General features: G+C 57.0%; 19 protein-coding genes. 11 read left to right on the top strand and 8 right to left on the bottom strand.

The window, feature by feature from the left end; all coding sequences use genetic code 11:
- The first annotated feature begins 170 nt into the window (after window positions 1-170).
- The 4 genes from FHS27_RS13850 to lpxK all read left to right on the top strand — a co-directional run bounded on the left by FHS27_RS13850 (window position 171) and on the right by lpxK (window position 8,648).
- Window positions 171-1,142, top strand: a complete 972-nt coding sequence (locus tag FHS27_RS13850) for a LysR family transcriptional regulator (protein ID WP_184305513.1) — start codon at window positions 171-173, stop codon at window positions 1,140-1,142.
- 60 nt (window positions 1,143-1,202) lie between these two features.
- Window positions 1,203-5,780: a glutamate synthase large subunit gene (gltB, locus tag FHS27_RS13845; RefSeq protein ID WP_184305512.1), complete on the top strand. Its 4,578-nt coding sequence runs from the start codon at window positions 1,203-1,205 to the stop codon at window positions 5,778-5,780.
- Window positions 5,781-5,897: 117 nt separating this feature from the next.
- The gene (locus FHS27_RS13840) at window positions 5,898-7,400 is read left to right on the top strand and encodes a glutamate synthase subunit beta (protein WP_009096415.1); all 1,503 of its coding nucleotides are present in this window, start codon (window positions 5,898-5,900) and stop codon (window positions 7,398-7,400) included.
- A gap of 183 nt (window positions 7,401-7,583) precedes the next feature.
- On the top strand, window positions 7,584-8,648 hold the full coding sequence (lpxK, locus tag FHS27_RS13835; RefSeq protein WP_184305511.1) for a tetraacyldisaccharide 4'-kinase: 1,065 nt from the start codon (window positions 7,584-7,586) through the stop codon (window positions 8,646-8,648).
- Here lpxK and FHS27_RS13830 read toward each other — a convergent pair.
- From FHS27_RS13830 to FHS27_RS13815, 4 genes are read right to left on the bottom strand one after another with little or no spacing between them, the layout of a single operon-like run.
- Window positions 8,617-9,630 (bottom strand): hypothetical protein, encoded by a 1,014-nt coding sequence (locus FHS27_RS13830; RefSeq protein WP_184305510.1) that lies wholly within the window; start codon window positions 9,628-9,630, stop codon window positions 8,617-8,619. The genes lpxK and FHS27_RS13830 overlap by 32 nt on opposite strands.
- 27 nt (window positions 9,631-9,657) lie before the next feature.
- Window positions 9,658-11,340 (bottom strand): DUF6798 domain-containing protein, encoded by a 1,683-nt coding sequence (locus FHS27_RS13825; RefSeq protein ID WP_184305509.1) that lies wholly within the window; start codon window positions 11,338-11,340, stop codon window positions 9,658-9,660.
- Entirely contained in the window at window positions 11,337-12,374 is a 1,038-nt protein-coding gene (gene pdxA / locus FHS27_RS13820) for a 4-hydroxythreonine-4-phosphate dehydrogenase PdxA (RefSeq protein WP_184305508.1), read from the bottom strand. Before pdxA ends, FHS27_RS13825 begins: the two co-directional genes overlap by 4 nt.
- A complete protein-coding gene (locus tag FHS27_RS13815) occupies window positions 12,367-12,624 on the bottom strand; it encodes a putative signal transducing protein (RefSeq protein WP_184305507.1) in 258 nt (85 codons plus the stop codon). The genes pdxA and FHS27_RS13815 overlap by 8 nt, the downstream gene beginning before the upstream one ends.
- Before the next feature lie 86 nt (window positions 12,625-12,710).
- Between FHS27_RS13815 and FHS27_RS13810 the strand changes: the two genes are divergently transcribed.
- Together FHS27_RS13810 and FHS27_RS13805 are read left to right on the top strand one after the other, a co-directional pair.
- On the top strand, window positions 12,711-13,676 hold the full coding sequence (locus FHS27_RS13810) for a serine/threonine-protein kinase (protein WP_184305506.1): 966 nt from the start codon (window positions 12,711-12,713) through the stop codon (window positions 13,674-13,676).
- Entirely contained in the window at window positions 13,673-14,410 is a 738-nt protein-coding gene (locus FHS27_RS13805) for a toprim domain-containing protein (RefSeq protein WP_184305505.1), read from the top strand. The genes FHS27_RS13810 and FHS27_RS13805 overlap by 4 nt, the downstream gene beginning before the upstream one ends.
- 122 nt (window positions 14,411-14,532) lie before the next feature.
- On the opposite strand, the gene FHS27_RS13800 is transcribed toward FHS27_RS13805, so the two are convergent.
- The 4 genes from FHS27_RS13800 to rnc all read right to left on the bottom strand — a co-directional run bounded on the left by FHS27_RS13800 (window position 14,533) and on the right by rnc (window position 18,104).
- Complete coding sequence (locus FHS27_RS13800; RefSeq protein WP_184305504.1) at window positions 14,533-15,111, bottom strand: TadE family protein; 579 nt, start codon at window positions 15,109-15,111, stop codon at window positions 14,533-14,535.
- A gap of 59 nt (window positions 15,112-15,170) precedes the next feature.
- Window positions 15,171-16,313 (bottom strand): vWA domain-containing protein, encoded by a 1,143-nt coding sequence (locus FHS27_RS13795; protein ID WP_184305503.1) that lies wholly within the window; start codon window positions 16,311-16,313, stop codon window positions 15,171-15,173.
- 94 nt (window positions 16,314-16,407) lie between these two features.
- Window positions 16,408-16,881: a TadE/TadG family type IV pilus assembly protein gene (locus FHS27_RS13790; protein WP_184305502.1), complete on the bottom strand. Its 474-nt coding sequence runs from the start codon at window positions 16,879-16,881 to the stop codon at window positions 16,408-16,410.
- Between the two features lie 401 nt (window positions 16,882-17,282).
- Complete coding sequence (gene rnc, locus FHS27_RS13785) at window positions 17,283-18,104, bottom strand: ribonuclease III (protein ID WP_184305631.1); 822 nt, start codon at window positions 18,102-18,104, stop codon at window positions 17,283-17,285.
- A 384-nt stretch (window positions 18,105-18,488) separates the two neighbouring features.
- Here rnc and FHS27_RS13780 point away from each other — a divergent pair, with 384 nt between their 5' ends.
- From FHS27_RS13780 to FHS27_RS13760, 5 genes are all read left to right on the top strand, one after another.
- Window positions 18,489-20,843, top strand: a complete 2,355-nt coding sequence (locus FHS27_RS13780; RefSeq protein WP_246419756.1) for a M28 family peptidase — start codon at window positions 18,489-18,491, stop codon at window positions 20,841-20,843.
- Window positions 20,844-21,099: 256 nt separating this feature from the next.
- Window positions 21,100-21,705 (top strand): OmpH family outer membrane protein, encoded by a 606-nt coding sequence (locus FHS27_RS13775; RefSeq protein ID WP_315854563.1) that lies wholly within the window; start codon window positions 21,100-21,102, stop codon window positions 21,703-21,705.
- A gap of 194 nt (window positions 21,706-21,899) precedes the next feature.
- Window positions 21,900-22,814 carry a UDP-3-O-acyl-N-acetylglucosamine deacetylase gene (gene lpxC, locus FHS27_RS13770; RefSeq protein WP_184305500.1) on the top strand — a complete coding sequence of 305 codons (915 nt, stop codon included), beginning with the start codon at window positions 21,900-21,902 and terminating at the stop codon, window positions 22,812-22,814.
- A 63-nt stretch (window positions 22,815-22,877) separates the two neighbouring features.
- On the top strand, window positions 22,878-23,687 hold the full coding sequence (gene lpxA / locus FHS27_RS13765; RefSeq protein WP_009096434.1) for an acyl-ACP--UDP-N-acetylglucosamine O-acyltransferase: 810 nt from the start codon (window positions 22,878-22,880) through the stop codon (window positions 23,685-23,687).
- Window positions 23,684-24,787 (top strand): Gfo/Idh/MocA family protein, encoded by a 1,104-nt coding sequence (locus tag FHS27_RS13760; protein WP_184305499.1) that lies wholly within the window; start codon window positions 23,684-23,686, stop codon window positions 24,785-24,787. Before lpxA ends, FHS27_RS13760 begins: the two co-directional genes overlap by 4 nt.
- The last annotated feature ends 58 nt before the right edge of the window (window positions 24,788-24,845 follow it).

Raw genomic sequence — 24,845 nt, 5'->3', positions numbered from 1 at the left:
GCGAGAGCGGGGTTCGCGGAGTCGCACCGGCGTGCGGAACGCGGGCGAGCCGTCCTGTATTGCTAAGTTATCGCGACTCTTGACGTTATCGCGCATGATTAGTAAGCTTCTCGCATTAGCCGATCTAACGATCGCGGCTCGCAGTATCAGTCATTTTAATACGGTGCCATTTGCAGCTACGAACCCTCGAACTTTTCTGTCACGTCGCCGACCAGCGGAGCTTTTCCAAAGCTGCCGCCGCTGGTGGCGTTACTCAAAGTGCCGTCAGTCAATCGATCGGGCACCTCGAGGAATCATTGGAAACGACCCTCATTGATCGTTCCAAACGTCCACTGAAGTTGACCGAGGCGGGGCAGATCTATCTCAATGGCGTTCGGGAAATCGTCCGCCAGTACAAAGAGCTCGAAGACCGCGTGCATCAGCACGGTCGTCGGCTGATCGACACCGTCACGGTGGGGGCCGTGTATTCGGTCGGGCTGAGTTACATGCCCGAGGCGAAACAGGCGTTTGAGCAAAATCACCGCGACGTTCGCATTCGAACCGAGTTCGGATCGAGTCAGCGGGTGGTCGAGATGGTTTTGAGCAACGAAGTCGACTTTGGATTGGTGAGCTTCCCTCGGGCGACAAAAGCCCTTGGAGCGATCCCGTGGCAGTCGGAGCCAATGCGTTTGGTGTGTTCTGCCGAGCACCCGTTTGCGAACGAGACTGAGATCACAGCATCACGTCTCGAAGGGATCGAAATGATCGGTTTCGTGAAGGGGTTGGTGCTCCGTCAAGCGATCGATCAATGTCTGAAGTCGGCCGGCGTGACCGTTTTGACTTCGATGGAATTTGACAATTGCGATTCCATCGTGCGTGCGATTCAGGCCAACCGAGGCGTCGGGATTGTTCCCGAGGCGGCCGTGCGGCGCGAGACCGCCACGGGCAGCCTCAGGGTCGTTGCGTGTCCCGAAATTCAGATGGTACGCCCGTTGGGTATCATTTTCCGCAAGCGTGGTAAGCTTAGCCGCGCCGCAACCGAATTCGGCTCACTGTTATTGGGCCGCGAGATGGAGCATGACCTGCTCAGTAAGACGGAGGCCGCCAAGGCCGACCGCGAAAAAAGCGAGTCCAGGGATCGGGCCGTGTCCGTGCTGATTTAGGACGGAGATCAGCCGCCTTATCGATTAATCGTTTTCACTCCTCACTGTATACAAACGACGATGACCAAATTCAACCGATTTCATTTGCCGCCCGCTCAAGGCCTCTATGATCCAGAAATGGAAAAAGACGCCTGTGGTGTCGGTTTCGTCGCTCATATCAAGGGTGCTCCCAGCCATCAGATCGTGATCGATGCTGACACGATTTTGCAAAACATGGATCACCGTGGTGCGTGTGGTTGTGAACCCAACACCGGTGACGGCTCAGGTATCATGTGTGGTTTGCCGCACAAGTTCCTTCGGAAGGTCGCTAAGGCGGACCTCGGTGTCGATTTGCCCGAAGCGGGTAAGTTCGCTGCCGGTTTGATTTTCTTGCCACCGGACGAAGCCGAGCGAAAGATCTGCAAAGACACGATGGAGAAGCTGATCGTCGATGCCGGTCAGACTTTGATCGGATGGCGTGACGTTCCTCAAGAAACCGATGCCGCAGACGTCGGTCCGACCGCTCGTCGCAGCGAACCCGTGATCGAGCAGCTCTTCGTTGCGGCCGCCGATGGCATCTCCGAAGAGGAATTCGAACGTCGTTTATACCTGATCCGCAAGCAAGCGTCGCATCAACTCCGTGGCAGCGAAACGCTCGAGCAAGCGCTCGTGTTTTATGTCTGCTCGTTGTCGACCAAGGTCATCATCTACAAGGGCATGCTCACGCCCGCGCAGGTCATGCCCTATTTCCCCGATCTCCGAGATGACGATTTCGAGACGCATCTCGCGATGGTCCACAGCCGGTTTTCGACCAACACGTTCCCGAGTTGGGACCGTGCTCAACCGCTGCGGTTCATGAGTCACAACGGTGAAATCAACACGCTCCGTGGCAACCGAAACTGGATGCGTGCCCGTGAAGGCATGGCCGAAAGCGAAATCTACGGCGAAGAGCTGAAGAAGCTGTTCCCCGTGATCGAACCTCACCTGAGCGATTCGGGAACGTTCGACAACGTGCTCGAGTTCCTGTTGATGAACGGCCGCACCTTGCAAGAGGCCATCATGATGATGGTCCCCGAAGCTTGGCAAAAGCATCAAACGATGCCGGAAGAGAAGCGTGCTTTCTATGAGTACTTCAGTTGCCTGATGGAACCATGGGACGGCCCGGCGTCGATCGTGTTCACCGATGGAAAATACATCGGAGCCACGTTGGACCGCAACGGTCTGCGTCCGAGTCGTTATTACATCACGCACGATGATCGTGTGATCATGGCGAGCGAAGTCGGCGTGCTGCCGGTGGATCCTTCGATCGTTCGTGAGAAAGGTCGATTGCAGCCAGGCAAAATGTTCTTGATCGATTTCGAGGAAGGACGTTTGATCCCGGATGAGGAGCTCAAGCGTACCTTTGCGAGCCGGATGCCTTATGGCAAATGGTTGAAAGAACAACGTATCCGCTTGGCCGATTTGCATCCCGAGCAAGAACCGCACGGCTTCGACGGCGAAACGCTGCTCTCACGCATGCAAGCGTTCGGATATACCGCCGAAACGATGAACTTCATGCTCCGTCCGCTCGTCGAGCAGTTGCGTGACCCGGTCGGTTCGATGGGCAATGACTCGGCGTTGGCATGTCTGTCGGACAAGCCACGGATGATTTACGACTACTTCAAGCAACTCTTTGCACAGGTGACCAACCCCGCGATCGACTCGATCCGCGAAGAGGTGATCATGTCGTTGGAATGCTATATCGGTCCCGAGCAGAACCTGCTCGCCGCTACCGATCAGCATTGTCATCGTTTGCTTGTCGATCACCCGATTCTGACCAACGAAGAGATCGCCGCGCTCAAGCATATCAACCACAAAGGTTGGAACAGTCGCACGATCGATATCACGTTCGATCGCAGTGAAGGCAAAGCCGGCGTCCAGAAAACACTGGATCGAATCTGTGCCGAAGCCGAAGCGGCGTGTGATGACGGGATCGAGTTGGTTATTTTGAGTGACCGCGAAATCGCTCACGGTCGCGTTCCAGTTAGCATGTTGCTCGCCACCGGTGCGGTGCACCATCACTTGGTTGCACAGGCGAAACGAACCCGTGTCGGATTGGTTCTCGAAACCGGTGAAGCTCGCGAAGTTCATCATCACTGTTTGCTGATCGGTTACGGTGCCGACGCGATCAACCCCTACCTCGCGTTCGAGGCCCTCTGGCAAGCTCACCGTGATGGGTTGTTGCCCGCCGCGCTCGATGACGACAAGATCGTTGCCGCTTACCGCAAGGGCGTCGGCAAAGGCATGCTCAAGGTGATGGCCAAGATGGGCATCAGTACCCTGCAAAGTTACAAGGGTGCACAGATCTTCGAAGCATTGGGGCTTCGTGATGAAATCATCGAACGATGCTTCGTCGGAACGGCGAGTCGTATCCAAGGTGTGTCGTTCGACATCCTTGCCGAAGAGACTCTGCGACGACATGAGCTGGGTTACCCAACCAAAGCCGATGACAAGCTGCCTTCGTTGCCAAACCTCGGTGAATTTCATTGGCGTGCCGAAGGCGAGAAACACGCGTGGAGCCCACAGGCGATTTCGAGCCTGCAGGTTGCCGCACGCAATAACAACGAAGACGCCTATTGGAAGTTTGCTCACGCGATCAACGAAGACAATCGCACCCGCTGCACGCTCCGAGGTTTGCTCGGATTCAAAGAAGGCGTTGCCGGTCCGTCATTGCCTCTCGACGAAGTGCAAAGTGCAAAAGAAATCGTCAAGCGTTTTTGCACTGGTGCGATGAGCCTCGGCAGTATCAGTGCCGAATCACACGAGTCACTCGCAATCGCAATGAACCGACTCGGCGGGAAAAGCAATACCGGTGAAGGCGGCGAAGATCCGGTTCGGTTCAAGCCACTGGAGAACGGTGATTCCAAGCGATCGTCAATTAAGCAGATCGCGTCGGGGCGTTTCGGTGTCACGATCGAATACCTCACCAACGCGGACGAGTTGCAGATCAAGGTCTCGCAGGGTGCAAAGCCTGGTGAAGGCGGTGAGTTGCCTGGTAAGAAGGTGGACGATTACATCGCAGGGATTCGTTACAGCACCCCGGGTGTGGGCTTGATCAGTCCTCCGCCGCACCACGACATTTACTCGATCGAGGATCTCGCGCAGTTAATTCACGACCTCAAGAACAGCAACCCCGCCGCCCGAGTCAGCGTGAAGCTGGTCAGCGAAGTGGGCGTCGGTGTGATTGCATCGGGTGTTGCTAAAGCACACGCAGACCACATTCTGATCTCCGGTGATACCGGTGGTACAGGTGCATCGCCGCTGACGAGTATCAAGCACGCCGGATTGCCGTGGGAACTCGGGATTGCGGAGACGCATCAAGTGCTCGTGTTGAACGATCTGCGTAGCCGTGTGGTCTTGCAAACCGATGGTGGTCTCAAGACCGGTCGCGACGTTGTCATCGCCGCATTGTTGGGTGCCGAAGAGTTCGGTTTCTCGACTGCTCCGTTGATCACGCTCGGTTGCATCATGATGCGGAAGTGTCACCTGAATACATGCCCCGTCGGAATTGCGACTCAAGATCCAGAATTGCGGAAGATGTTCACAGGGAAACCGGAACACGTCGTCAATTACCTGTTCATGGTCGCCGAGGATGCCCGTCGTTTGATGGCGAAGCTGGGCTTCCGAACGATCGATGAAATGGTCGGACGCAGCGAAGTGTTGATGACCGATGACGCGATCAAGCACTGGAAGAGCGACGGATTGGACCTGACCCAGGTGCTGCACCCGGCGAACAAACCACACGAAGATGTCGGCGTGATTTGCTCGCGTGCTCAGGATCACGGTTTGGAGAAATCACTCGACATGACGAAGTTGCTCGGTGAAGCCCGCAACGCGATCGACACCGGTGAACCGGTCCGCATCACATCGCCGATCATCAACATCAACCGTACCGTCGGAACGATCTTGTCCCATGAGATCGCGAAGGTTCATGGTCAACAAGGACTTCCTGATGATACCGTGCATATCGACCTGACCGGTTCGGCAGGACAAAGTCTGGGAGCCTTCTTGGCTCACGGTGTCACGATCGAACTCGAAGGTGATGCCAACGACTATGTCGGTAAAGGTCTCTCGGGCGGGCGGATCGTTGTTTATCCGCCGCGTGAAAAAACGTTCTCGGCAGTGGACAACATCATTGTCGGCAACGTGTGCCTGTACGGTGCGACTAGCGGCGAAGTGTTCTTCAGCGGACGTGCGGCCGAGCGATTCTGTGTTCGCAACAGTGGTGCCAACGCGGTTGTCGAAGGCGTTGGAGATCACGGTTGTGAGTACATGACAGGTGGTCGTGTTGTCGTTCTCGGTTGGACCGGCAGGAACTTTGCCGCAGGCATGTCCGGCGGGATCGCATACGTGTGGGACCGTGATGGTGACTTCAATCTGAACTGCAACCTCGCAACCGTTGAACTCGAGAAGATCGAAGCCGGTGAAGAGGAAGCCATGGTGAAGGAGATGATTCGACGTCACCAAGAGTTCACCTCCAGTGAAGTTGCCGGTGAAGCACTTGCAGACTGGGATAAGTTCCTGAGCCAGTGTGTCAAGGTCATGCCGACCGACTACAAACGCGTTCTGCTTGAGAACGCCGAGAAGCAAAAAGCCGCCGCTGTTGCTGTAAACGCGTAGGTTTGTATCTCCCTTTTATTAACCGCCCGTGACGATTCGTCATGGGCGCCGCGGGGCCGGTAATCGCTCGCCCCACTCAGCCCCCAGCCTCCCCCGTCATCATCCAGGATCATTACTATGGGTAAGCCCACCGGATTCAAAGAGTTCGATCGCGAAAAAGTGCCATGGCGTTTGCCAGTCGTCCGTATCAACGATTACGACGAGATTTACACCGAGCATAAAACGGAACAACTGAAGACTCAGGGCGCCCGTTGCATGGATTGCGGTGTTCCGTTCTGCCAATCGGCGAGCGGTTGCCCGATCGATAATTTGATCCCCGAGTGGAATGACTTGGTCTACAACAACCGCTGGAAGGAAGCCATCGAGCGGTTGCACAAGACGAACAACTTCCCTGAATTCACCGGTCGGACCTGCCCCGCACCGTGCGAAGGCGCGTGCGTGTTGGGGATCACCAATCCACCGGTGACGATCAAGAACATCGAGAACGCGATTGTTGATCGTGCATGGGAAGAAGGTTGGATCAAACCCGAACCGCCGAAAGAGCGAACCGGCAAGAAGGTCGCGATCGTCGGTAGTGGACCCGCGGGATTGTCGGCTGCCGATCAGCTTAACAAAGCCGGTCACTTGGTCACCGTGTTTGAACGTGCCGACCGCATCGGTGGGTTGCTGCAGTACGGCATCCCAAACATGAAGTTGTCGAAGAAGGCCGTGCAGCGACGTGTCGACAAGATGACCGCCGAAGGAATCGAATTCCGCACCGGCGTGAACATCGGTAAAGACATCTCACCGGAAGATCTACGCAAGGATTATGACGCCGTCCTGTTGGCATGTGGCGCAACAAAACCGCGTGATTTGCCGATCGAAGGCCGCGACGCCAAAGGCGTTCATTTCGCGATGGAATTCCTGACCGCGAACACGCAAAAGAGCGTGCACGGGGACAGCTTGAACGGTCGCTTTATCAGTGCCGAAGGCAAAGACGTGATCGTCATCGGCGGTGGTGATACCGGTACCGACTGCATCGGAACGAGTCTCCGGCACGGCTGCCGTTCGGTGGTCAACTTTGAATTGTTACCGAAGCCTCCTGAGGCTCGCGGTGCGGATAATCCATGGCCAGAATGGCCTCGGATCTTCCGTGTCGATTACGGTCACGAAGAAGCGGAAGCGAAGTTCGGCAAGGACCCTCGCGAATACCAAATCTTGAGCAAGAAGTTCTTGACCGATGATGCGGGCAAACTCAAAGGCATCCAAACCGTCGCCGTCGAATGGACGAAGAACGACGAGGGTGGATGGCAGATGAGTGAGGTCGAAGGCAGCGAGAAAGAATGGCCGGCGCAATTGATCTTGCTCGCCATGGGTTTCCTGGGACCAGAGCAATACGTCGCTGAATCAATCGGTTTGGAAACAGACGGTCGAAGCAACTTCCAAGCCGAGCATGGCAAGTTTGCGACGAACATCGAAGGAGTCTTCGCGGCAGGTGACTGTCGTCGTGGTCAAAGCCTCGTCGTTTGGGCGATTAACGAAGGTCGCGGTGCTGCTCGTGCGATCGACGTGTTCCTCGAAGGGTCGAGTTGCCTTCCGGCACCCGGTTTGACCCTCGGGACGTCACTCGCTGGCGTTTAAAGCCGACGCTGTTATCGATGTGGTATGAGATTCACTCGTTTGTCCGGGATGCCCTTGGGTGTTCCGGACAAACGATGTTTCCTGTTTGTGCCGCTTCTGAATTCCGCTTGATCGATTCGTCGCGTCCTCACTCGGCTCGGCGGGTTTTCTGCAACGCGTTTCCGTTTGCATTTCGTGCCGCCCATGAATCTTGATCACCGCGCCTTGCTCAGCGGAAATAAGACCGGACCCGTTGCGGCCTCTGCGCGTCTTTCATTGCGGGCGGCGAGTGTGCTCTATGGTGTCGCCGCGCGAGTCCGTCGCTATCAGTACGACGCGGGACGCAAAGCGATTGAACATGCCGACGTGCCGGTTGTCAGCGTTGGGAATTTGACCACCGGCGGAACAGGGAAAACACCGATCGTCTGCGATCTTTGCATTCGATTACGTGGTCTCGGAATTCGCGTCGCGATCATCAGTCGCGGCTATGGGGCCGGAGAATCGGGCGTCAACGACGAGGCCATGGAATTGGCAGAGCGATTGCCCGACGTTCCTCATGTGCAGCATCCTGACCGTGTGGAAGCGGCTCGCATCGCGGTGGACGAACTCGAGGCGGAGGTGCTGGTGATGGACGACGGTTTCCAGCACCGTCGACTGCACCGTGACCTCGATCTCGTCGTTGTTGATGCGACTTGCCCGTTTGGTTTCGGTTACCTTCTGCCCCGTGGGTACCTGCGAGAGCCTGTCAGCAGCCTGCGTCGTGCGGACGCCGTGATTGTCACGCGGTCTGATCAAGTAGACGAGTCGACGCGGAGTGCAATCCGCGATCGGATCAGAGACTACATCGGACAACGCCCGCTGATCGAAACAACCCACCGACCTGCGAGTATCGTGATGGACCGAGGCCGCACTGAGTCGATCCAGTCGCTCGCCGGTCGACGTGTCGCTCTGGTGTCTGCAATCGGCAACCCCGACGCGTTCGAACAAACGATTCGCGATTGTGGAGCGACCGTTGTCGGGCATCGGAGGTTACCGGACCACGATCCGTACGAGCGGGAAGCACGCCAGGAGTTACAGCGATGGGTCACCGAACTGAACGCGAACAATGTTCCTGAATTGATTCTGTGTACTCACAAAGACGCGGTCAAACTCGACGTGGATCAAATCGCGGGCGTCACGCTCGGTTACCTGCAAATCGATCTCGCCTACACGGCCAACGAAGACGTTCTGCAAGGGCTCATTTCGGATCTGGTATCGCAGGCGTCTTAGAACGCGCCGGTGGCTCTGTTTCTCCACCTGTCATCCGAAGGTAGCCAATCGCCAGGGGCAGCATCGCGAGCGGTGTGGTGATGATTTGGCCGACGTAGAACAACAGTGATCCGGCGGTTGCGAGCACAAAGTAGACCGTGACTAGGGACAGCGTGAGCTTGCGGTGACGCATCGCGAGACGGGCACCCCAGGACAGGCTCGTCATTAAGTCTGCGCGACCGTCCGAGATAACGAACACTGCCGGCCACAGCAGCCATTGCAGCACGAATACTGCGGCAATGAGCACTGAGCCAACGCTCAGCGTGCCGACCCAAATCGCCGTCTGCGGGGCCATGGTGAACGAGAGACCCACGATCGCAATGATTCCTATGCCGAACAGGGCACCCATTGAGATGCCTACGATGAGAAAGAGTCCTGACAGCCGAAGTACCGACCAAAAGGGCACTCGCAGCGACGCCATCACGTTCGCCAACACGCCTCGGCCTTGAGGTGATTTGCCGTGCCGTGTGATCGCGAGCGTCAAACGGACGAGCACGATCATGCAATAGGCGGAAACGGGAGTAGCCAAGACGCTGACCAAAACCGTGCCGGCGAGTGTGGCTGTGATCGCACCGGAGTCGGCGGTGCCGCTGGTCAATTGACGCCATCCTCCGACCAACGCATCGATTGGAAATCCGATTGTTGCAAACCAAACTAAGTTCACAACAATCGATGTCATCAACAACAGTAACCAGTGCTTATGCAAGCAAGCGATGGCACTAACAAACAGCGAATCCAGCGATGTGTCTACGTCGAGAGACCGCATCACCGAAAGGTGAGGTGCCGCTTGATTGAGCAGGCGTTGCGAGGTGCGATCGGCCGCCGTCGATTCGAACGCAGCGTCACAGGCACCACATCTAATCGCGACGGAGTCCGCCGGGCGGCCGATTTCGAGAACGGCGTAGCACTGGGGGCAAACCGTCCGAGATTGCGAAGAGATCATCGGTGGGGATCCTGGATGCAGTGCTGGTTAGTTTTCGGTCGGCGACGGACGAACAGACGGTAAACGGTAAATCGCGTACGTGGCGTTGCGTTCGTCCCCAATTGGGTAGACCTGCACGAGCGGAAGATGTGGCCCAACGACCCGGCGATCAACCACCATCCAATCAACACCGTACTTCGATCGGAACTCTCTCAGACGATCGTATCGAATCGTGACACGCATCGTCGAAAGTTCCACGGGATAGACTTCGATAAAACGGCGAGCCCATTTACGAAGATGCTCGACGTCCTGCGGGATGTCTTTCCAATTGACCACTTCGGCGCGATGAGAATACCACTTGAACGATTGCTGATGGCGTGGAGTTAACAGAATCGCATCATTCGATGTGTTCGCTCGGACAAACCGGCAGACGTCGATCCAATCCGACATGGTGCGACGTTGCTCCCAGTAGGCGGCGTTGCTATGCAACCCCAGCAATCGGTTGCTGTGTGAAATCGGCACGTTGTCGTAGATCCGTTGCCATGTCGAGCGGCCCACACACCACGTTGCCGCGGCGAGCACCATGAGGCTGGCGACACGAGCCATTCCCGTTGAGTTCCAATGAATCGACTCTCGCAGACGTTTTCCGATCGATGTGGGAGTCGCGCTCTCGCAATGTCGTGCGAGTCCCGACAGCACACCCGCAACGCTGCATGCGAGGGCCAACGGAGTGATCGCGTCGGCGAGCCGAAACCAATAGAACCTCAGTAACTTCGCGCCCCAGTCCGGTGCAAGGGCTGGTACCGTTCCGACGATTAAACCGCACAGGCTGATCGTGAGGGCTCCCACGAAGAAAGCTGCCATCGCGGCAATCCGCCGACGTCGACGAGGGACGGCCAGACGCCAATCAGCTCTCAGTAGCGTTATCGTGAGGAGCGTCAGTAGCGCGTGACGAACGTACCAGTCCAGATGAAAAGCGGATGGCAGCAGGTGGTGCGAAATTCGAAAATACGCGTATACCCTTGCCGCCGACGTCGCTTCAGCGGAAGTGGCCCCCGCGGACATCGCTGCGGCTGGCAAAAGCCCGACCAAGGAGATTGCACCTCCGGCGAATAACGCGGGCGTGAAAAAACGTTGGGGAGTGTCCCGATTGCGAGGGCGAATTCGCTCGAGATAAACAAACGCGATTCCGCCGGCGACGACGGACCAACCACCTGTCAGTACGTGGAACGCCGCGGCGCTGCCAAAGTACAACCAAACGCCATTCCAGTTGCGTCGCAGAAGTTCGGAGAGTCCAAACAGGACGAGTCCGTAGGCGGGAACCTTGGCTTCGATCCCTCCGACAACCCACTCACCGGCGAGGTTACCTTCTTGAATTCCTGCGATCCAAATGATCGAAATGATCAGGGTATAAAAAGGGGGCAGACGCAGTTCGCGACACAGCCGTGTTACGCCCGCTGCCAAAAAGCCCCATCCGATCAGGCGTCCGATCCAGGCGGTCGTCGAAAGCGAAAAGAACAGCGTCGGCCAACCGAAGACCCAGTAGTACAGCCAATGTGCTTTTCCGGAGGCAACGAATAAATCATTGGCGCACCAACTCGGATCCCAAAAGTTCTTCGCCTTGGCGAGATAGTGGGCTTCGTTGACGCCCGGTGGTGCGTCGCCCGCGTAAACAAAGAACAACCCGACGAGCACCGCCCAGCCAATCCATCGCTCGGGATGCTTCCTCATGGCGTCGACTCGACCAATTCAGAGGCCAATCGAATGGCGGCGATGAGGCTTTTCTCCGAGGCCATTGATTTCCATGCGAGGTCCATCGCCGTGCCGTGATCGACGCTTGTTCGCACGATCGGCAAACCGAGTGTCACGTTGACCGCGTCATCAAACGAAAGAGCTTTCAAGGGGATCAGCCCCTGGTCGTGATACAGGCAAACGTAGACGTCGATGCGGTCACGCATGACGGGCGTGAATGCGGTGTCCGGGGGTAGCGGGCCGAGCACATCCCATCCGCCTCGGCGGGCCGTTTCGATTGCGGGGGCGACGATGCGTTCTTCTTCACCGTGACTGAACATGCCGTGCTCACCGGCGTGTGGGTTCAGCCCGCAGACGCCGATCCGTGGTGGCAACAGGCTGCCTCGGCGGCGGTTGCGACGCTGCATCGCTCTGCCCGCCATTTCGATCGTGTGGGCGAGAGATTCCGAATTCAGCATTCCAGGCACATCGGCCAGGGGGACATGAATCGTTTCCAGAACGCATGCAATCGTTTCACTGGCCAGCATCATGCGCACGTCGATGGGACCCGTTCCGTTTGCCTCGCCGACACGATGAGCGAGTAGTTCCGTGTGACCGGGGAAGGGAATGCCGGCTTGCATCCATGCTTCCTTTTGAATCGGTCCGGTGACAACCGCGTCGACTGTGCCTGCAATGGCCGCATCGATTGCCACGCACATGGTTTCATAAGAAGCGCGGCCGGTTTCAGCCGAGTAGAACCCCGGCGTCACGGTTTCGGCTTCTAAATGACCGACATCAACGATGCAACCTTCGGAATCCGATGGGAGATCAACAATTTGCGAAAGAGTGATCGTCTCGGGGAGTGGGATGCGACAAGTTTTGGCGACACGCGCGAACAGTCGAGCGTCTCCCATCAACAACGGGATGCCTGCTTCTCGGACTGCGGGGTGTTGCCAAACACGCAAGGCCAATTCGGGGCCGACGCCACCGCTATCGCCCATCGTGATCGCTAGCTTGGGGACCGACTCACTCATGCTCAGGTTTAATTTCTTCAATAATTTTTTTAGCCCGTTTGGCATCCCGCTCGAACACTTTCACTTGCACCCAACCCGGTGCTTCGGCACGAAAACCGGCAGTAAAGCCTCCGACAGAGATCGCCCGGATTCCCTCGTCGGCCAGAATATTCACTAAGACGCCCGCAGAGATCTCGTTGGCACGCTCCGCGACGGTCACTAAATTGGCATCGTCGAGCTGTTCGTCGTTGTCATCGGCGGGCATGTTCATCGTTGAGTTCTTTTGAGTTCTAATTTTCAAACCGAGATTGTTGTGCTCACCCATGCGGGCGAGCGACACGATACAATACCAGTACCATGAACGAACCCACCATCATTCTGTCGGGAACCGATCCCGATTTGCCGAAGGATGTGCCTCGCGGGCTAAAACGATACACGGGGCCGCGAGAAATGGCGCGGGGAGGTACCGGAGTCTTGCAGTCCGCGTTCGACCCGGTGACGGGACGTACGGTCGCAATCAAGAAGCTGCTGCCCGAAACAAAATTCGACCGTCGTGAACGGCGTCGACTGTTGCGGGAAGCCCGTGTGACGGCTCAATTGCAGCATCCTAACACGGTCCCAGTATACGACATCGGCGAAGATGACATCGATGGTGTCTACTTCGTCATGAAAAGGATTTCAGGCGAGAACCTTTTCGAAATCTTGAAACGGATCGCTCGTGGCGACGAACAGGCGATCGAGGCGTTCCCGATTTCACGCCGGATCGAAATTGTCGGGGCGGCATGCCAGGCATTGGCCTATGCCCACGCTCGAGGCGTGATCCACCGCGATGTGAAACCCGAGAACATCTGGGTTGGGAACTTTGGTGAGGTGATTTTGCTCGATTGGGGTGTCGCCAAAGTATGGGGACATGCCGACGATAACGAGCCGATCCGTGAAAGCTCGCTCGAACTGCGACCGGAAATCGACACGCCGCAACTGCAAACCCTGACCGGCGGTGGGCAACGACCGGGCACGCCGTTGTACATGTCGCCCGAACAAATCGTCGGCAACCGGACGATTGACGAACGGACGGATATTTTCAGCGTCGGTGTCGTCTTGTACGAAGTCATGGCGATTCGTGAACCGTTTCGAGGCAAAACGATCGACGAAACGTTCGAAAACATCCGGCATCGTGAGATCGAACCGCCGAGTGAGAGGTCGCCCCAGTACAATATCCCCAAAGCGATTGATGACATCGTGGCACGAGCGCTTCAAAAGCGTCCTGAAAAGCGATATCAGTCAATGCGGGATTTGCTCGCGGATCTTCGGGAACTGATTTGATCGCGTATGGAAGACAGCCGACCCACTACCCGTGCGGGGCTGTTGGGGCGGTCGGTTCGGCCGCCTCACCTGGTATCCGTACCACCGTTGCGGGGACCGAATGCCTGATCGTCGAAGGCGATAGTGCTGCGAAATCAGTCGACCAAGTTCGTGACGATCGTTTTCAATCGATCCTCGCGCTGCAAGGCAAACCGCTCAATGCACTCAAGGCGGGACGTGAGGCGGTATCGAAAAACGAAGTCTTCACACGAATCTTTGAAACGCTACTCGGTTTCCGCCCGGCCGATGCTCAGGGTGCGGACGACGCAAGGTCGAAGTTGGCGTCGTCGCAGCAGTGCGTCTATGAACGCATCATTCTGTTGATGGATCCTGATGCCGACGGCATCCACTGTGGTGTTCTGATGATGGCTTTCTTTCGAAAGTTTTCTCCCGACTTGATTCGATCGGGACGCGTGCATGTGGTCCGTCCACCGATGTTTGTGTTCCGTTTGCCCGGCGATGTTGAGCGTGATCCCTCACAGTGGCCTGTCGCATCGAGTCCCGAGCACGCTAATGGGATTGAAGAGACGCTGCGGAGACACGGCGTCACTGGTTTTCAGAAAATTCGCCACCGCGGTTTGGGCAGTCTCGACACACCGCTTCTGCGAGACACCTGCGTTGATCCCGAGTCACGCCGACAATCCAGCCTGACGATCGAAGAGGTCGATAGTGCCATTGCCATGTTCGGCGGTTGAGTTCAACAACCCGTCACCTCGCGTAACGGAATCGTCTCGCGAGATCATGCATTCGCGTTCGACGTTTTGTCTGGGACGGCCTCCGCGGACAGGATTCTGTCCGCGGAGGCGTAACGGCTGCACTACAGCATCGGTGGCGGTGGTTCCGGATCTGGTTCGGGTTCCGGATCCGGTGCCGGAGGATCGGGGGTAGGTGTCGGTTCCGGATCGGGAGTGGGTTCCGGATCGGGAGTCGGTTCGGGATCAGGCGTTGGTTCCGGCTCTGGCTCGGGTTCCGGTGGTGGCGGAGGGGGTGTTGGCATCGATTGGCTCATCACCATTGCCGACCGTTCGGTGAGCAGTGTGCAACGTCCCACCACCGAACCGGTGAAGTGTTTCGGTGTGATCCAGCTATTTCCGGTCGCCGGGATCGCGACTTCAACTTTGACCTGAGTGGTTGCCTCGGTGATCGTTGCGGGAGTGACCGTGACGACCGCATTTTTAACACCGATCTTCGAAAGGTGATCGTCAACTCGGGCTTCGATATCCGATGTGTTGGCGCCGGTGATGATCCCGACGCGGGCGCCGAGGTAGGCGGAGTAGTCTGCCGAATGACGCAGCATCGACATTCGAGACATCTCGATGCTGCTGATGATGACGGCAAATAGAACGACCGACACGATTGCCATTTCAACGGCGGCTGCACCGACACGATTGCCCATGCGTGAATTCCCCACGTTGCAATCAGATCGGCGACGATTTATTGAGAGTGGGATCATGGTCATTGTGTCATGAGTGATGGGAGTCGCCGAGCAATGTCTTCAAACGCGGTAGTGAGTTGAGTCGCGTCGACCGCGTGGAAGTGCAGCCCGCCACAATTCTCGGCGAGGTTCTTCATCCGATTCTGTCCGGCCTCGTTGCTGAAGGTGATCGTGAAAAGGGTGACACCTGCATTTTTTAGACTCCATGAAACCGATTCGGGGCTCGTTCCCGTATTGTGGATCCCATCGGTCAGCAGAATCATCACCTTGACCGCATAGGGCCGGGCGACGGAGGCGTCGGTGATCGCGGCGAGGCCTTCTTGCAGTCCTTTTCCGATGGCGGTTCCCCCGCCATTGAACTGGCCGGTGTGCTGCCCCAAGCCGTCGAGAATGTGTTGATAATCGAAGGTTAGAATTTGTTCGGTTGAGGTGGTGTCGGAATAGGTCGACACCGATAGCTTTTCTTTCTGAGGTGACGCTTCGAGATAGTTTTTGAATGATTGGACCGACGCGATCACATCGAGCCAACGAGAGTTCGGTGGTGCCGGGTCGCCGAACCACCAATCGGCAGGCGCTGCGGCGGGAGTTGTGTAGGGATCGGCGACCTCGTCGCTGGCGAATGCCATCGAGCCACTTCGGTCGAGTACCAAGGCAACGTCCATCGTGCTCTGCGTACTTACCGCGGTGCGGTGAGGCCGGATTTGCAAGTCGACGCCCATCGTGGGAAAGACCGGCGAGAATATTGGCGTGGTGGCGTTGCGAAGATTGTTGGTCGTCAATCGCACGGCATTGCCTTCCTCCTCGCCGGATACCGGTGTGAAGTCATAGCCGGTCGACATGGATGTACGTAAGCTCGATCCAAATTCGAGATCTGACGCCACAATCGGTATCGTTTTGCCTGAAACGGGGTTTCGTGCCGCCGCGTCTTGAGCGGCCAGCAACGCGGCATTTTCATCGCCGCTCTGAATGTAGGCACGCCCCGCTGCCTGCACCGCCGCGTCGGTCGTTATCTGAACATCCGCATGCACGGCTTCAACGTAGGCGATGTTGATCGCGTAGGATGAAAGCATGAATAGCACGGGAAGCAACACGACCAGCAAAACAGTCACCGAGCCGGCGCGTGCTTGTCGCGGCAAAAGTGCGATGGGATTGGTAGATGGCATTAGTGTCTCAAGTGGGGCTGGGCTCGAGGTTTTCGGGGCGAACGTCTTTTCAGTCGCAGCATGCGTTCGACGTGGATGACGAACGGGACAACGATTATGGCTTCTGTAACGTGACGGATTCGTTGAGCACGAAGGAGTCGATCATCCAGGCACCGGTGAGTGAATTGGCGGTAAACGGCGCCGCAACACTGACTTGAAACCAGTCTCCCGATTCGAGGCTTGAGGGATCCGATGGCGTCATCTCTATCGTTGTCTCTTCGATCGATTGATCGGTACACAGCGTGGTACATTGCCAATCCACGTTCTCCGCTCCCGCATCCGGCAAGACCCCGACACGGGCGCCTTCGTACGCAATCATCTTGAGCTTTTGACGAAGGCGGATGACGGTACACATCTCCATCGTGCCCATCGCAACGAACAGTACAACGGGCAGTCCGACGGCGAGTTCGGTTACGGCAATTCCGCGTCGGGCACGACGGCAGTGTGAACGATTGGCTTGGGCAGGGCGGTAACGATTCTCGCGTCGCTGCGTGAACCGATGCAGGAAGGAAGTGGTGCGTGCGAACATCCGCAAACTCGGTAGGTAATCAGGTGTTCGGAATAGGTTGCAATCTGAACTTGATGTAAGTGGCGACCATCGCCATCGGCGCAGCACGCCGGAGGAGAGACTCGATCAAGCCTAGGTCATCAACATTCACGACGACGTCCGTTGCCGCGATAGAAACCTGCTGCAGAAGACAGGTGAACGTCCGGATAGACAACCTGTAACGATTGGCAGGGAAGAGATTCCCAGATTTGCCACGCTGCTAGGGCGACCCATCGTCGCGAGGGTGGCGGTGGCGACGCCACGGTCGGGTTTCAAAGGTGAGAGAGTCGGCTCTCGGCACGTTGCGGGAGTTGCTGAATTATGCTGGCACGGGGCAAAGAGATGCACAGCGTCGCGGCCAGACGGGACAGCCGCGTTGGCGGCTAGGGAGACGCCGTTTTGTTGTCTGACGCCGTATCGTTCAATTCCTCACAACGGTGGGGAATCGGTTGTTGGTGCAGTTCGGCGAGGGCATTCGCGGCGGCACGCTGTTCGGCGTCCTTTTTGTTGTTTCCCCACGCCGGCGGGAACGCTCTCTGGTCGACGACCGCGCCGATTAAGAAGGTCTTGCGATGATCGGGGCCGCTCTCGCGAATCAGTTTATAGACCGGCGTCGATGAGAGTTCACGCTGTGCGTACTGTTGCAGTACAGACTTATGGTTACCCGATCCTTGTGTGTCGACGGCCAAACGGACTTCTTCGGCGAGCCATTGCTTCAATCGATCGCGAACGATTTCGGCACCGCCATCGAGATACAGTGCTGCGATCACAGATTCAAACACGTCGCTGACCAACGAACGTGGGTAGCTGCGGTTACGTGTGACACCACGTCCTACGATAAGACATTCGTCCAACCCGAGTTGGGTTGCCGTTCGACCGCAGGCCCGGCGACTGACAACGGCGGATTTGATCTTCGTCAAATCCCCTTCGCTGTATTCGGGATACTCTTCAAACAACCACTGGCAGACGGTCATCCCCAATACGGCGTCGCCGAGGAATTCCAAACGCTCGTTACTCGATAGCCGATTGGCCGCGCCCGAAGCGTGAGTTAATGCGGCTTTAAGAAGCGATTGGTCATTGAATTCGTAGTCCAGAATTTCCTGGCAACGTTTCAGTTTCGCGTCCGAGTCCGCATAAGGCTGGTCGGCAGCCGAAGCGTCGACGAGGTGGATCGAACCCGGGTGTTTGGTGCGTTGGTCGGCCACAAATTGTCCCGGTCCCGCGAGGTCTGAGTCAGACGTCGGTGGGTGCGAAACGGTAGGGGCGGTCTTAGCATCCGAAGATGCCGGGTCAGAATCGGAAGAGGGCAAGGGAAAACCATGGGTAGATTGAAGAGACGAAATTTCATCCGCCAAGCTTCAGTCCCGCGCCGGTGGCCGAATCAATGTTTTCGGCCACCGGTGAGTGACTGCGTCATGTTGTCCAGAATAGTCGAGGATACGTCACCCCGCCAGAGCGTTGTCGCGCCCGTCTCGGTGTTATGATTGGACGCTCGGCTGGACACAGCACCCTTCACCAGTATTCAATAATATCGTCACTTGGCGGACATTTCTCCTCCGCTCTTTCACGCCTACTCTGTTGAGCCGCGAATGCCTGTTCAGACTGGATTCATCCGACCGCTTTTCTGCTCGCTCCGAATCTTCAACATCGGTCGTTTGACCGGACTCCTGCGACGAGGCTGTTTGCGATTGTCCTCACTTTGCTGTTCACCGCCCTCCCAAAGAGTGGGTGACGAGTCGAGTGCCGGTTCGGATGACCGGCATCTGCCACGACCGCGCACGAAGCAAACCGCTGCTCAACGTCGGCGTCTTCCGCGGACGTTTGCAACGGCATGGGTGGTGATCTGGTCGCTGGCCATTGCGGGGGGACTTGCAACTCCGGGGGATTCCGCCGAACCGAGTGAATTGTCCGCACTGACGGCAAACGTCCGCGCCAACGACGACCTCCGCGCCTCGATGATTGAGGATTTGAAATTTCTGACCAGCGAGGAACTGAAAGGACGGAGCAGCGTCGATCCAACGATCTTCCAAGCCGCTGAATACCTGAGTGAGCGTTTCCACGCGATGGGGCTTGAGACCAACGTTTTCGACGAATCAGCGCTCCAGACGGTAGAGATCTCCGTCGGTCCCAAGGTCACGTCGACGGAGGAAAACTACCTTCGAATCGCAGCATCCGGGCGGCCCGTTAGCACGGATGAACCGAAGGCCGCGGCCGATGAGACGTCGTCGGTTGATTTTCGTCTCCAACGCGACTTTACCCCATTGGCCGTTGGTGCCAGTTCGGGCACGGCTCAGGGCGACTTGGTTTGGGTGGGTTACGGGATCCGTGCTCCCGAACACCGCTACGACGACTATGAGGGTGTCGACGTTAAGGGGAAGGTCGTCATGATGCTGCGAAAAGAACCCGGGGTGAGCGATCCCACCAGTCCTTTCGACGGAATCGAAAATTCGCGGCACGCCTACTTCGATACCAAAGTCAGTACGGCGATCGATCAGGGGGCTGCGGCAGTCCTCATCGTCAATGATCCCGATAGTATTGAACGGATGGTTCATGATGTTCGGGAACGTCGTGACGCCGAACAAAAACGATTGGCCAAAATCCAGGAACGCTGGCACGCGTTGCCCGAAGATGCAGTCAACTCTCGCGAAAAGTTGAGCAGCCAGATCGCCCGGATCGAAGCGATGCTCGGTGAAATAGGGGGGCAAATCGAAGTCGCCCGGCGTGGGCTGCTCAACATCGGCGGCGCCGGATTGAGCCCCCGAGGCGGTGTCGAAAAGATCGTCGATCCCGCGACCGGGGAGACAACCACCCGTCCACCGATTCCCGTCTTAAGCATCTCGCGAGAATTGGCGGGACGTTGGATGCCCACACCGATCGAACAGATCGAAGCCGAAATCGATTCCAATTACCAGCCACGCAGTTTTCCGTTGTCGGGCGCCAATGTGCGACTCGGTGTGGAGATTTCACCGTCGAAGGTGCCGAGCCCCAACGTCGTCGCGGTGTTGCCCGGTCGTGGCGCGCTCGCGGAGGAAACCCTCGTGATTGGCGCCCATTTCGATCATGTCGGTATGGGAGAGTTCGGATCGCTGGCGCCAGATACCATCGCAATCCATAACGGTGCCGACGATAACGCCAGCGGCACGTCGGCGTTGTTGCGAGTGGCCGGCGAATTGTCACAGGCTTTGTCGGGGCCGCAGCGACCCGCCAATCATCGACGTATCGTGTTCATCGCGTTCACGGGGGAAGAACGCGGGCTGTTGGGCAGCAAGCACTATGTGCAGCATCCTCGCTATCCGCTTTCGTCGACGGTGGCCATGATCAACATGGACATGGTCGGGCGCCTCAATGACAACGAATTGACCGTCTATGGAACGGGTTCGGCGGCGAGTTTTCCCGGACTGCTCGAGCAGGCCAACCAAACGACACGTTTTCGCATTGTCGAGGTGCCCAGCGGATACGGGCCGAGCGATCATGCGTCGTTCTACGAGGCAGGGATTCCGGTGCTATTTTTCTTTACCGGGTTGCATGCGGACTATCACCGTCCAAGCGATGATTTTGACAAACTAAACCTGGACGGTATGGATCGAATAACCGATATGATCTCTCAGGTCAGCGAGCGATTGGCGACAGTGCCTGAGCGTCCGGTTTACGTGAAGACAGAAGCAAACGTCCAAATCCGTCGGCAATTGACGGTCGTCATGGGGGTGACACTGTCTCAGCAACCGTCCGAGGTGGTACTCTCGTCAATTCTCGCATCTGGCCCGGCTCAAGAGGGTGGTTTGCTCGCTGGAGATCGAGTGGTCAAGGTAGGTAAAACACCCATCTCCACTATCGAGCAGTTCATGGATCAATTGCGTCTCCGAGCGCCTGGTGATCAATTGCCATTGATTGTTCGTCGAGGAGACGAGGAGCTGCAGTTGAAGATCAAGTTACGTCCTCGATAGGTGGATTTCCCTGGGAAATCGCTTTCGAAGACTTTGGAAATATTTTTTGGCAGGGCGAAAAACGGCACAGATCAGTCTTGCCCGATTCGCCCTCGAGTGACACAATTCGAGACCACATTGGCATGGCGTGCGTTTTACCGACGCAGATTGACGTCATTCCTTTCGGAGACGTTTGATTATCGGCGTAGGACGCTGACTTTGATTAAACGACTACACGGTTTTGAAATTCGCATTCACCACGCAAGGAGTAGCGGACGTGCGACTATCTGTTCTTTCGGCCTTAGCCCTGGCCATCACCACCCTCACCGTTCTCGCCCCGACCGCCGCGTCCGCTCAAGATAGTGGACACCGGATCGCCGTGGTGGATGTTGCCTACATCTTCAAGAACAACGAAGGGATCAAATCCCAAGTCAAACAGGTTGAGGAAAACCTCAAGTCGTTTGACGCTGAGCTGCAAGGCAAGCGAAACGAGCTGAAGGCAGCCGCCGAAAAACTCAAGACGTACCAACCCGGTTCGCCTGAGTACACCGCTCAAGAAGAGCGTGTCGCATCGATGGAATCCAAACTCCGTCTCGACATGGCTCGCAAACGCAAAGAACTCGCTGATCGCGAAGCCAAAATCTACTACGACAACTATCAGCACATCGCTGCCGGTGTCAAAGTTCTGGCCCAGCACTACAAGATCAACTTGGTGCTTCGTTACAACAGCGAAGACATGGACCTCGAAAAAGGTGAGTCCGTCATTCGTGGCGTCATGAAGAACATCGTCTATCACGACGAAGCTCTCGACATGACACCCGGCGTGATGCAGTACCTCGACAAGGTTCTCGTTGCAGGCAAAGCAGGCGCTGCACGTCAGTAGTTCATTCGCTTCGATCGCTGATTCGGCGATTGAGCATGACCAAGTTACGGCAACGGCATGAGGCCGTTGTCGTTGATGTGTTCACCGACATATCAAATTGTTAAATCGGTTCGTCGCATCGTCGAACCTAGTTAATCGTGGAGCGGGGTGCCACCTGAAGTGGCGGTCCCTGGCGCGGCAAGGAGGCCCACGCCGTGATCGGATATCGAAACGAACATACCATTGCGTCGACCTGCATGGTCGCCGGCCGCGGGTACTGGAGCGGACAATCTGTCAGCCTCCGTTTTCTACCTGCTTCGGCTGGCACCGGCATCGTCTTTGTACGCACCGATTTGCCCGGACACCCCCAATGCCCGGCCCGCATTGAGTTTGCCGACAGTGTCCAGTTCCGGACGAATTTGCAAAACGGCGACGCGAGTTTCGCCATGGTCGAACACATCATGGCCGCGCTCGCGGGACTCGAAATCGATAACTGCGTTGTCGAAGCCGACGCCGAAGAGATGCCTGGACTCGATGGCAGTAGCCAAGAGTGCGTTCGCGTTCTGCAGTCCGCAGGGTTGGTCATCCAAGCTGCGTTGAAGCAGCAGTTGGTGATCGAGCAACCGCTACGCGTTCGCCAAGGCGACGCCAGTATCGAAGTCTTTCCGTGTGACGGCAATCGTTCCCACTACGGATACCGGCTCGACTACGGACCCGACAGTGTCGTCTCGAGCCAAGCATTCCGGTTTGATTTGACGCCTCGCCAATTCACGCGGCAAGTTGCCGCAGCAAGAACATTCGTGACCCTCGAGCAAGCACAGCAACTGCGAGCCAACGGTGTCGCACAGCACGTTTCGAACCAGGAATTGCTGGTGATCGGTCCTGACGGGCCCGTCGAGAATGCATTCCGATTTCGCAACGAATGCGCCCGACATAAGACACTCGACCTCATTGGTGATCTTTCACTCGTGGGCGTCGATTTGATAGGACAGTTTGTGTCCGAGCGTGGAGGGCATCGCCTCAACGGAATGCTCGCTCAGGAACTCGCACAAATGGTCGCCCAAAACGCGAACCCGATTCAACTCGCCGATCAACGCGAGTCGACCCCGAACATTCGTCGTGTCGCTTAAGACACATCAAAACACACTAATAATCCCGCCTCGAATGATAGCTCTTTCACTAAGGACTCCCCGATGAGTGTCGTGATCGCTCCCACCGCCGTGGTCGACCCCAAAGCCAAATTGGGAAAAGACGTTCGCGTCGGTCATTTTTGCGTGATCGGACCCGATGTCACCATTGGTGACCGTTGCCGTATCGAAGACCATGTGACCGTCACCGGTGTCACTCGGTTGGGCAACGACAATCAGGTGTTCTCGCACTGCTCTATCGGATCGCATCCGCAGGACGTGAGCTATCGTGCCACTCCGACCCGCGTCGAAATCGGCGACGGCAACGTCTTCCGCGAACAGGTCACGATCAATCGTGCGAGTGAGAAGGAAGACGGCGTCACTCGCGTCGGCAATCAGAACTATCTGATGACCGGAACGCACATCGCACACGATTGCAACATCGGAAACCGGATCGTGATGGCGAACAATTGCATGATCGCTGGTCACGCACACGTTCACGACGACGTAACGATCGCGGGCGGTGCCGGGATCCATCAATTTGTTTCCGTCGGAACGCTCGCGTTTGTTGGTGCGATGAGCCGCATCCTGCAAGACGTTCCTCCTTACGTGATTATCGAGGGATACGACGCCAAGCCACGGTGCATCAACACCGTCGGGCTGAAACGACACGACTACACCGAAGACGACATCGCGGTGCTGACGCAGGCGTTCCGCTTGTTGTACCGCCAACGCATCGGTATCGAGCCTTCTCGCGTTGAGATGTTCAAAACGGGACCGATTCGTCCCGTACTCCGACACTTGTTTGATTGTTTAGAAACCACATGTGGTGGTCGGGCCGGACGAGGCCGGGACCGCCGAAAGAAAGCAGCATGAGCCGTGAACTACGCGTCGCCGTTATCGGCGGCGGACATCTCGGACGAATCCACGCAAAATTACTCACCCAGGTCGACGGCGCTACGTTGACCGCGGTCTGCGATCCGGATCTGCAGGCGGCCGAAGCGATCGCCGCAACGCATCATTCGGACGACTCGCCGGTTGCCGCTCACGCAAACTATCGTGACGCGATCGACTCCTTCGACGCCGCCGTGATTGCGGCGCCAACGCAGTGTCATGCTGACATCGCGACGGCTCTCATCAAAGCCGGTAAGCACCTCTTTGTTGAAAAACCTCTCACCCACGAATCCGACGATGCGCGCCGGTTGGCGTTGCAGGCCTCAACTCGCGGCCTCGTCCTGCAAGTTGGGCACGTCGAACGATTCAACCCCGCGTTCACCGCGTTGGAAGAATTCGGTGTGGACGTAAAATACGTCGAAGCCACTCGGGCATCGCGATTTCCGGGGCGTTGCCTCGATGTCGGTGTCGTGATGGATTTGATGATTCATGATCTGGATTTGGTTCTGTCCCTGACGAGTGCTCCCGTCCGGTCGATCGCCGCGAGCGGCATATCGGTCGTTTCGAATCATGAAGATATCGCTGAAGCTCGTTTGGAATTCGAGTGCGGGTTGGTCGCCAACCTTAAAGCTTCTCGAGTGAGCCCGCTGCCGGCGCGAGATATGGTTCTCTACAGTCCTGCGGGTTTTGCTCAAATCGATTTCGGTAAACCCGCTTTGGCTACCGTTCGTGCGAGCGATTCGTTGACCAGACGCGAGTTCGACCTCGGTACCGATACCGACAACCCGTTGAAGTATGCCGACACGCTTTTCGCAGAGCACCTGCAATGCGAAGTTCGTGAACTCGAGCCGCGAAACGCGATCCTCGACGAGCTGCACGATTTTGTTATCAGTGTTCAGTGTGGTGGCGTGCCCGTTGTCGACGGATCCGCCGGTGCACGTGCCGTCGCCGTTGCGGAATCGATTCTACAAGCGATCGATCAACGTGCCTGGTACGCGTTCCCAAACCAAGACGAAGTCGGGGCCAATGCCATTCCTCGTCGCCGTATCGAACAAGACCGCGCCACACGTCGCGCTGCGTAGTCTATCTTGCGATCGATCGTTACGGTCCAGTTTCGCAGCGGATCGCGTAGGCGATCGT

It is taken from the genome of Aporhodopirellula rubra (assembly GCF_014192335.1).
In the GTDB taxonomy this organism is placed as follows: domain Bacteria; phylum Planctomycetota; class Planctomycetia; order Pirellulales; family Pirellulaceae; genus Rhodopirellula; species Rhodopirellula rubra.
The sequence above is the reverse complement of the archived record's forward strand: the minus strand, read 5'-3'. Positions and strand labels throughout refer to the sequence as shown.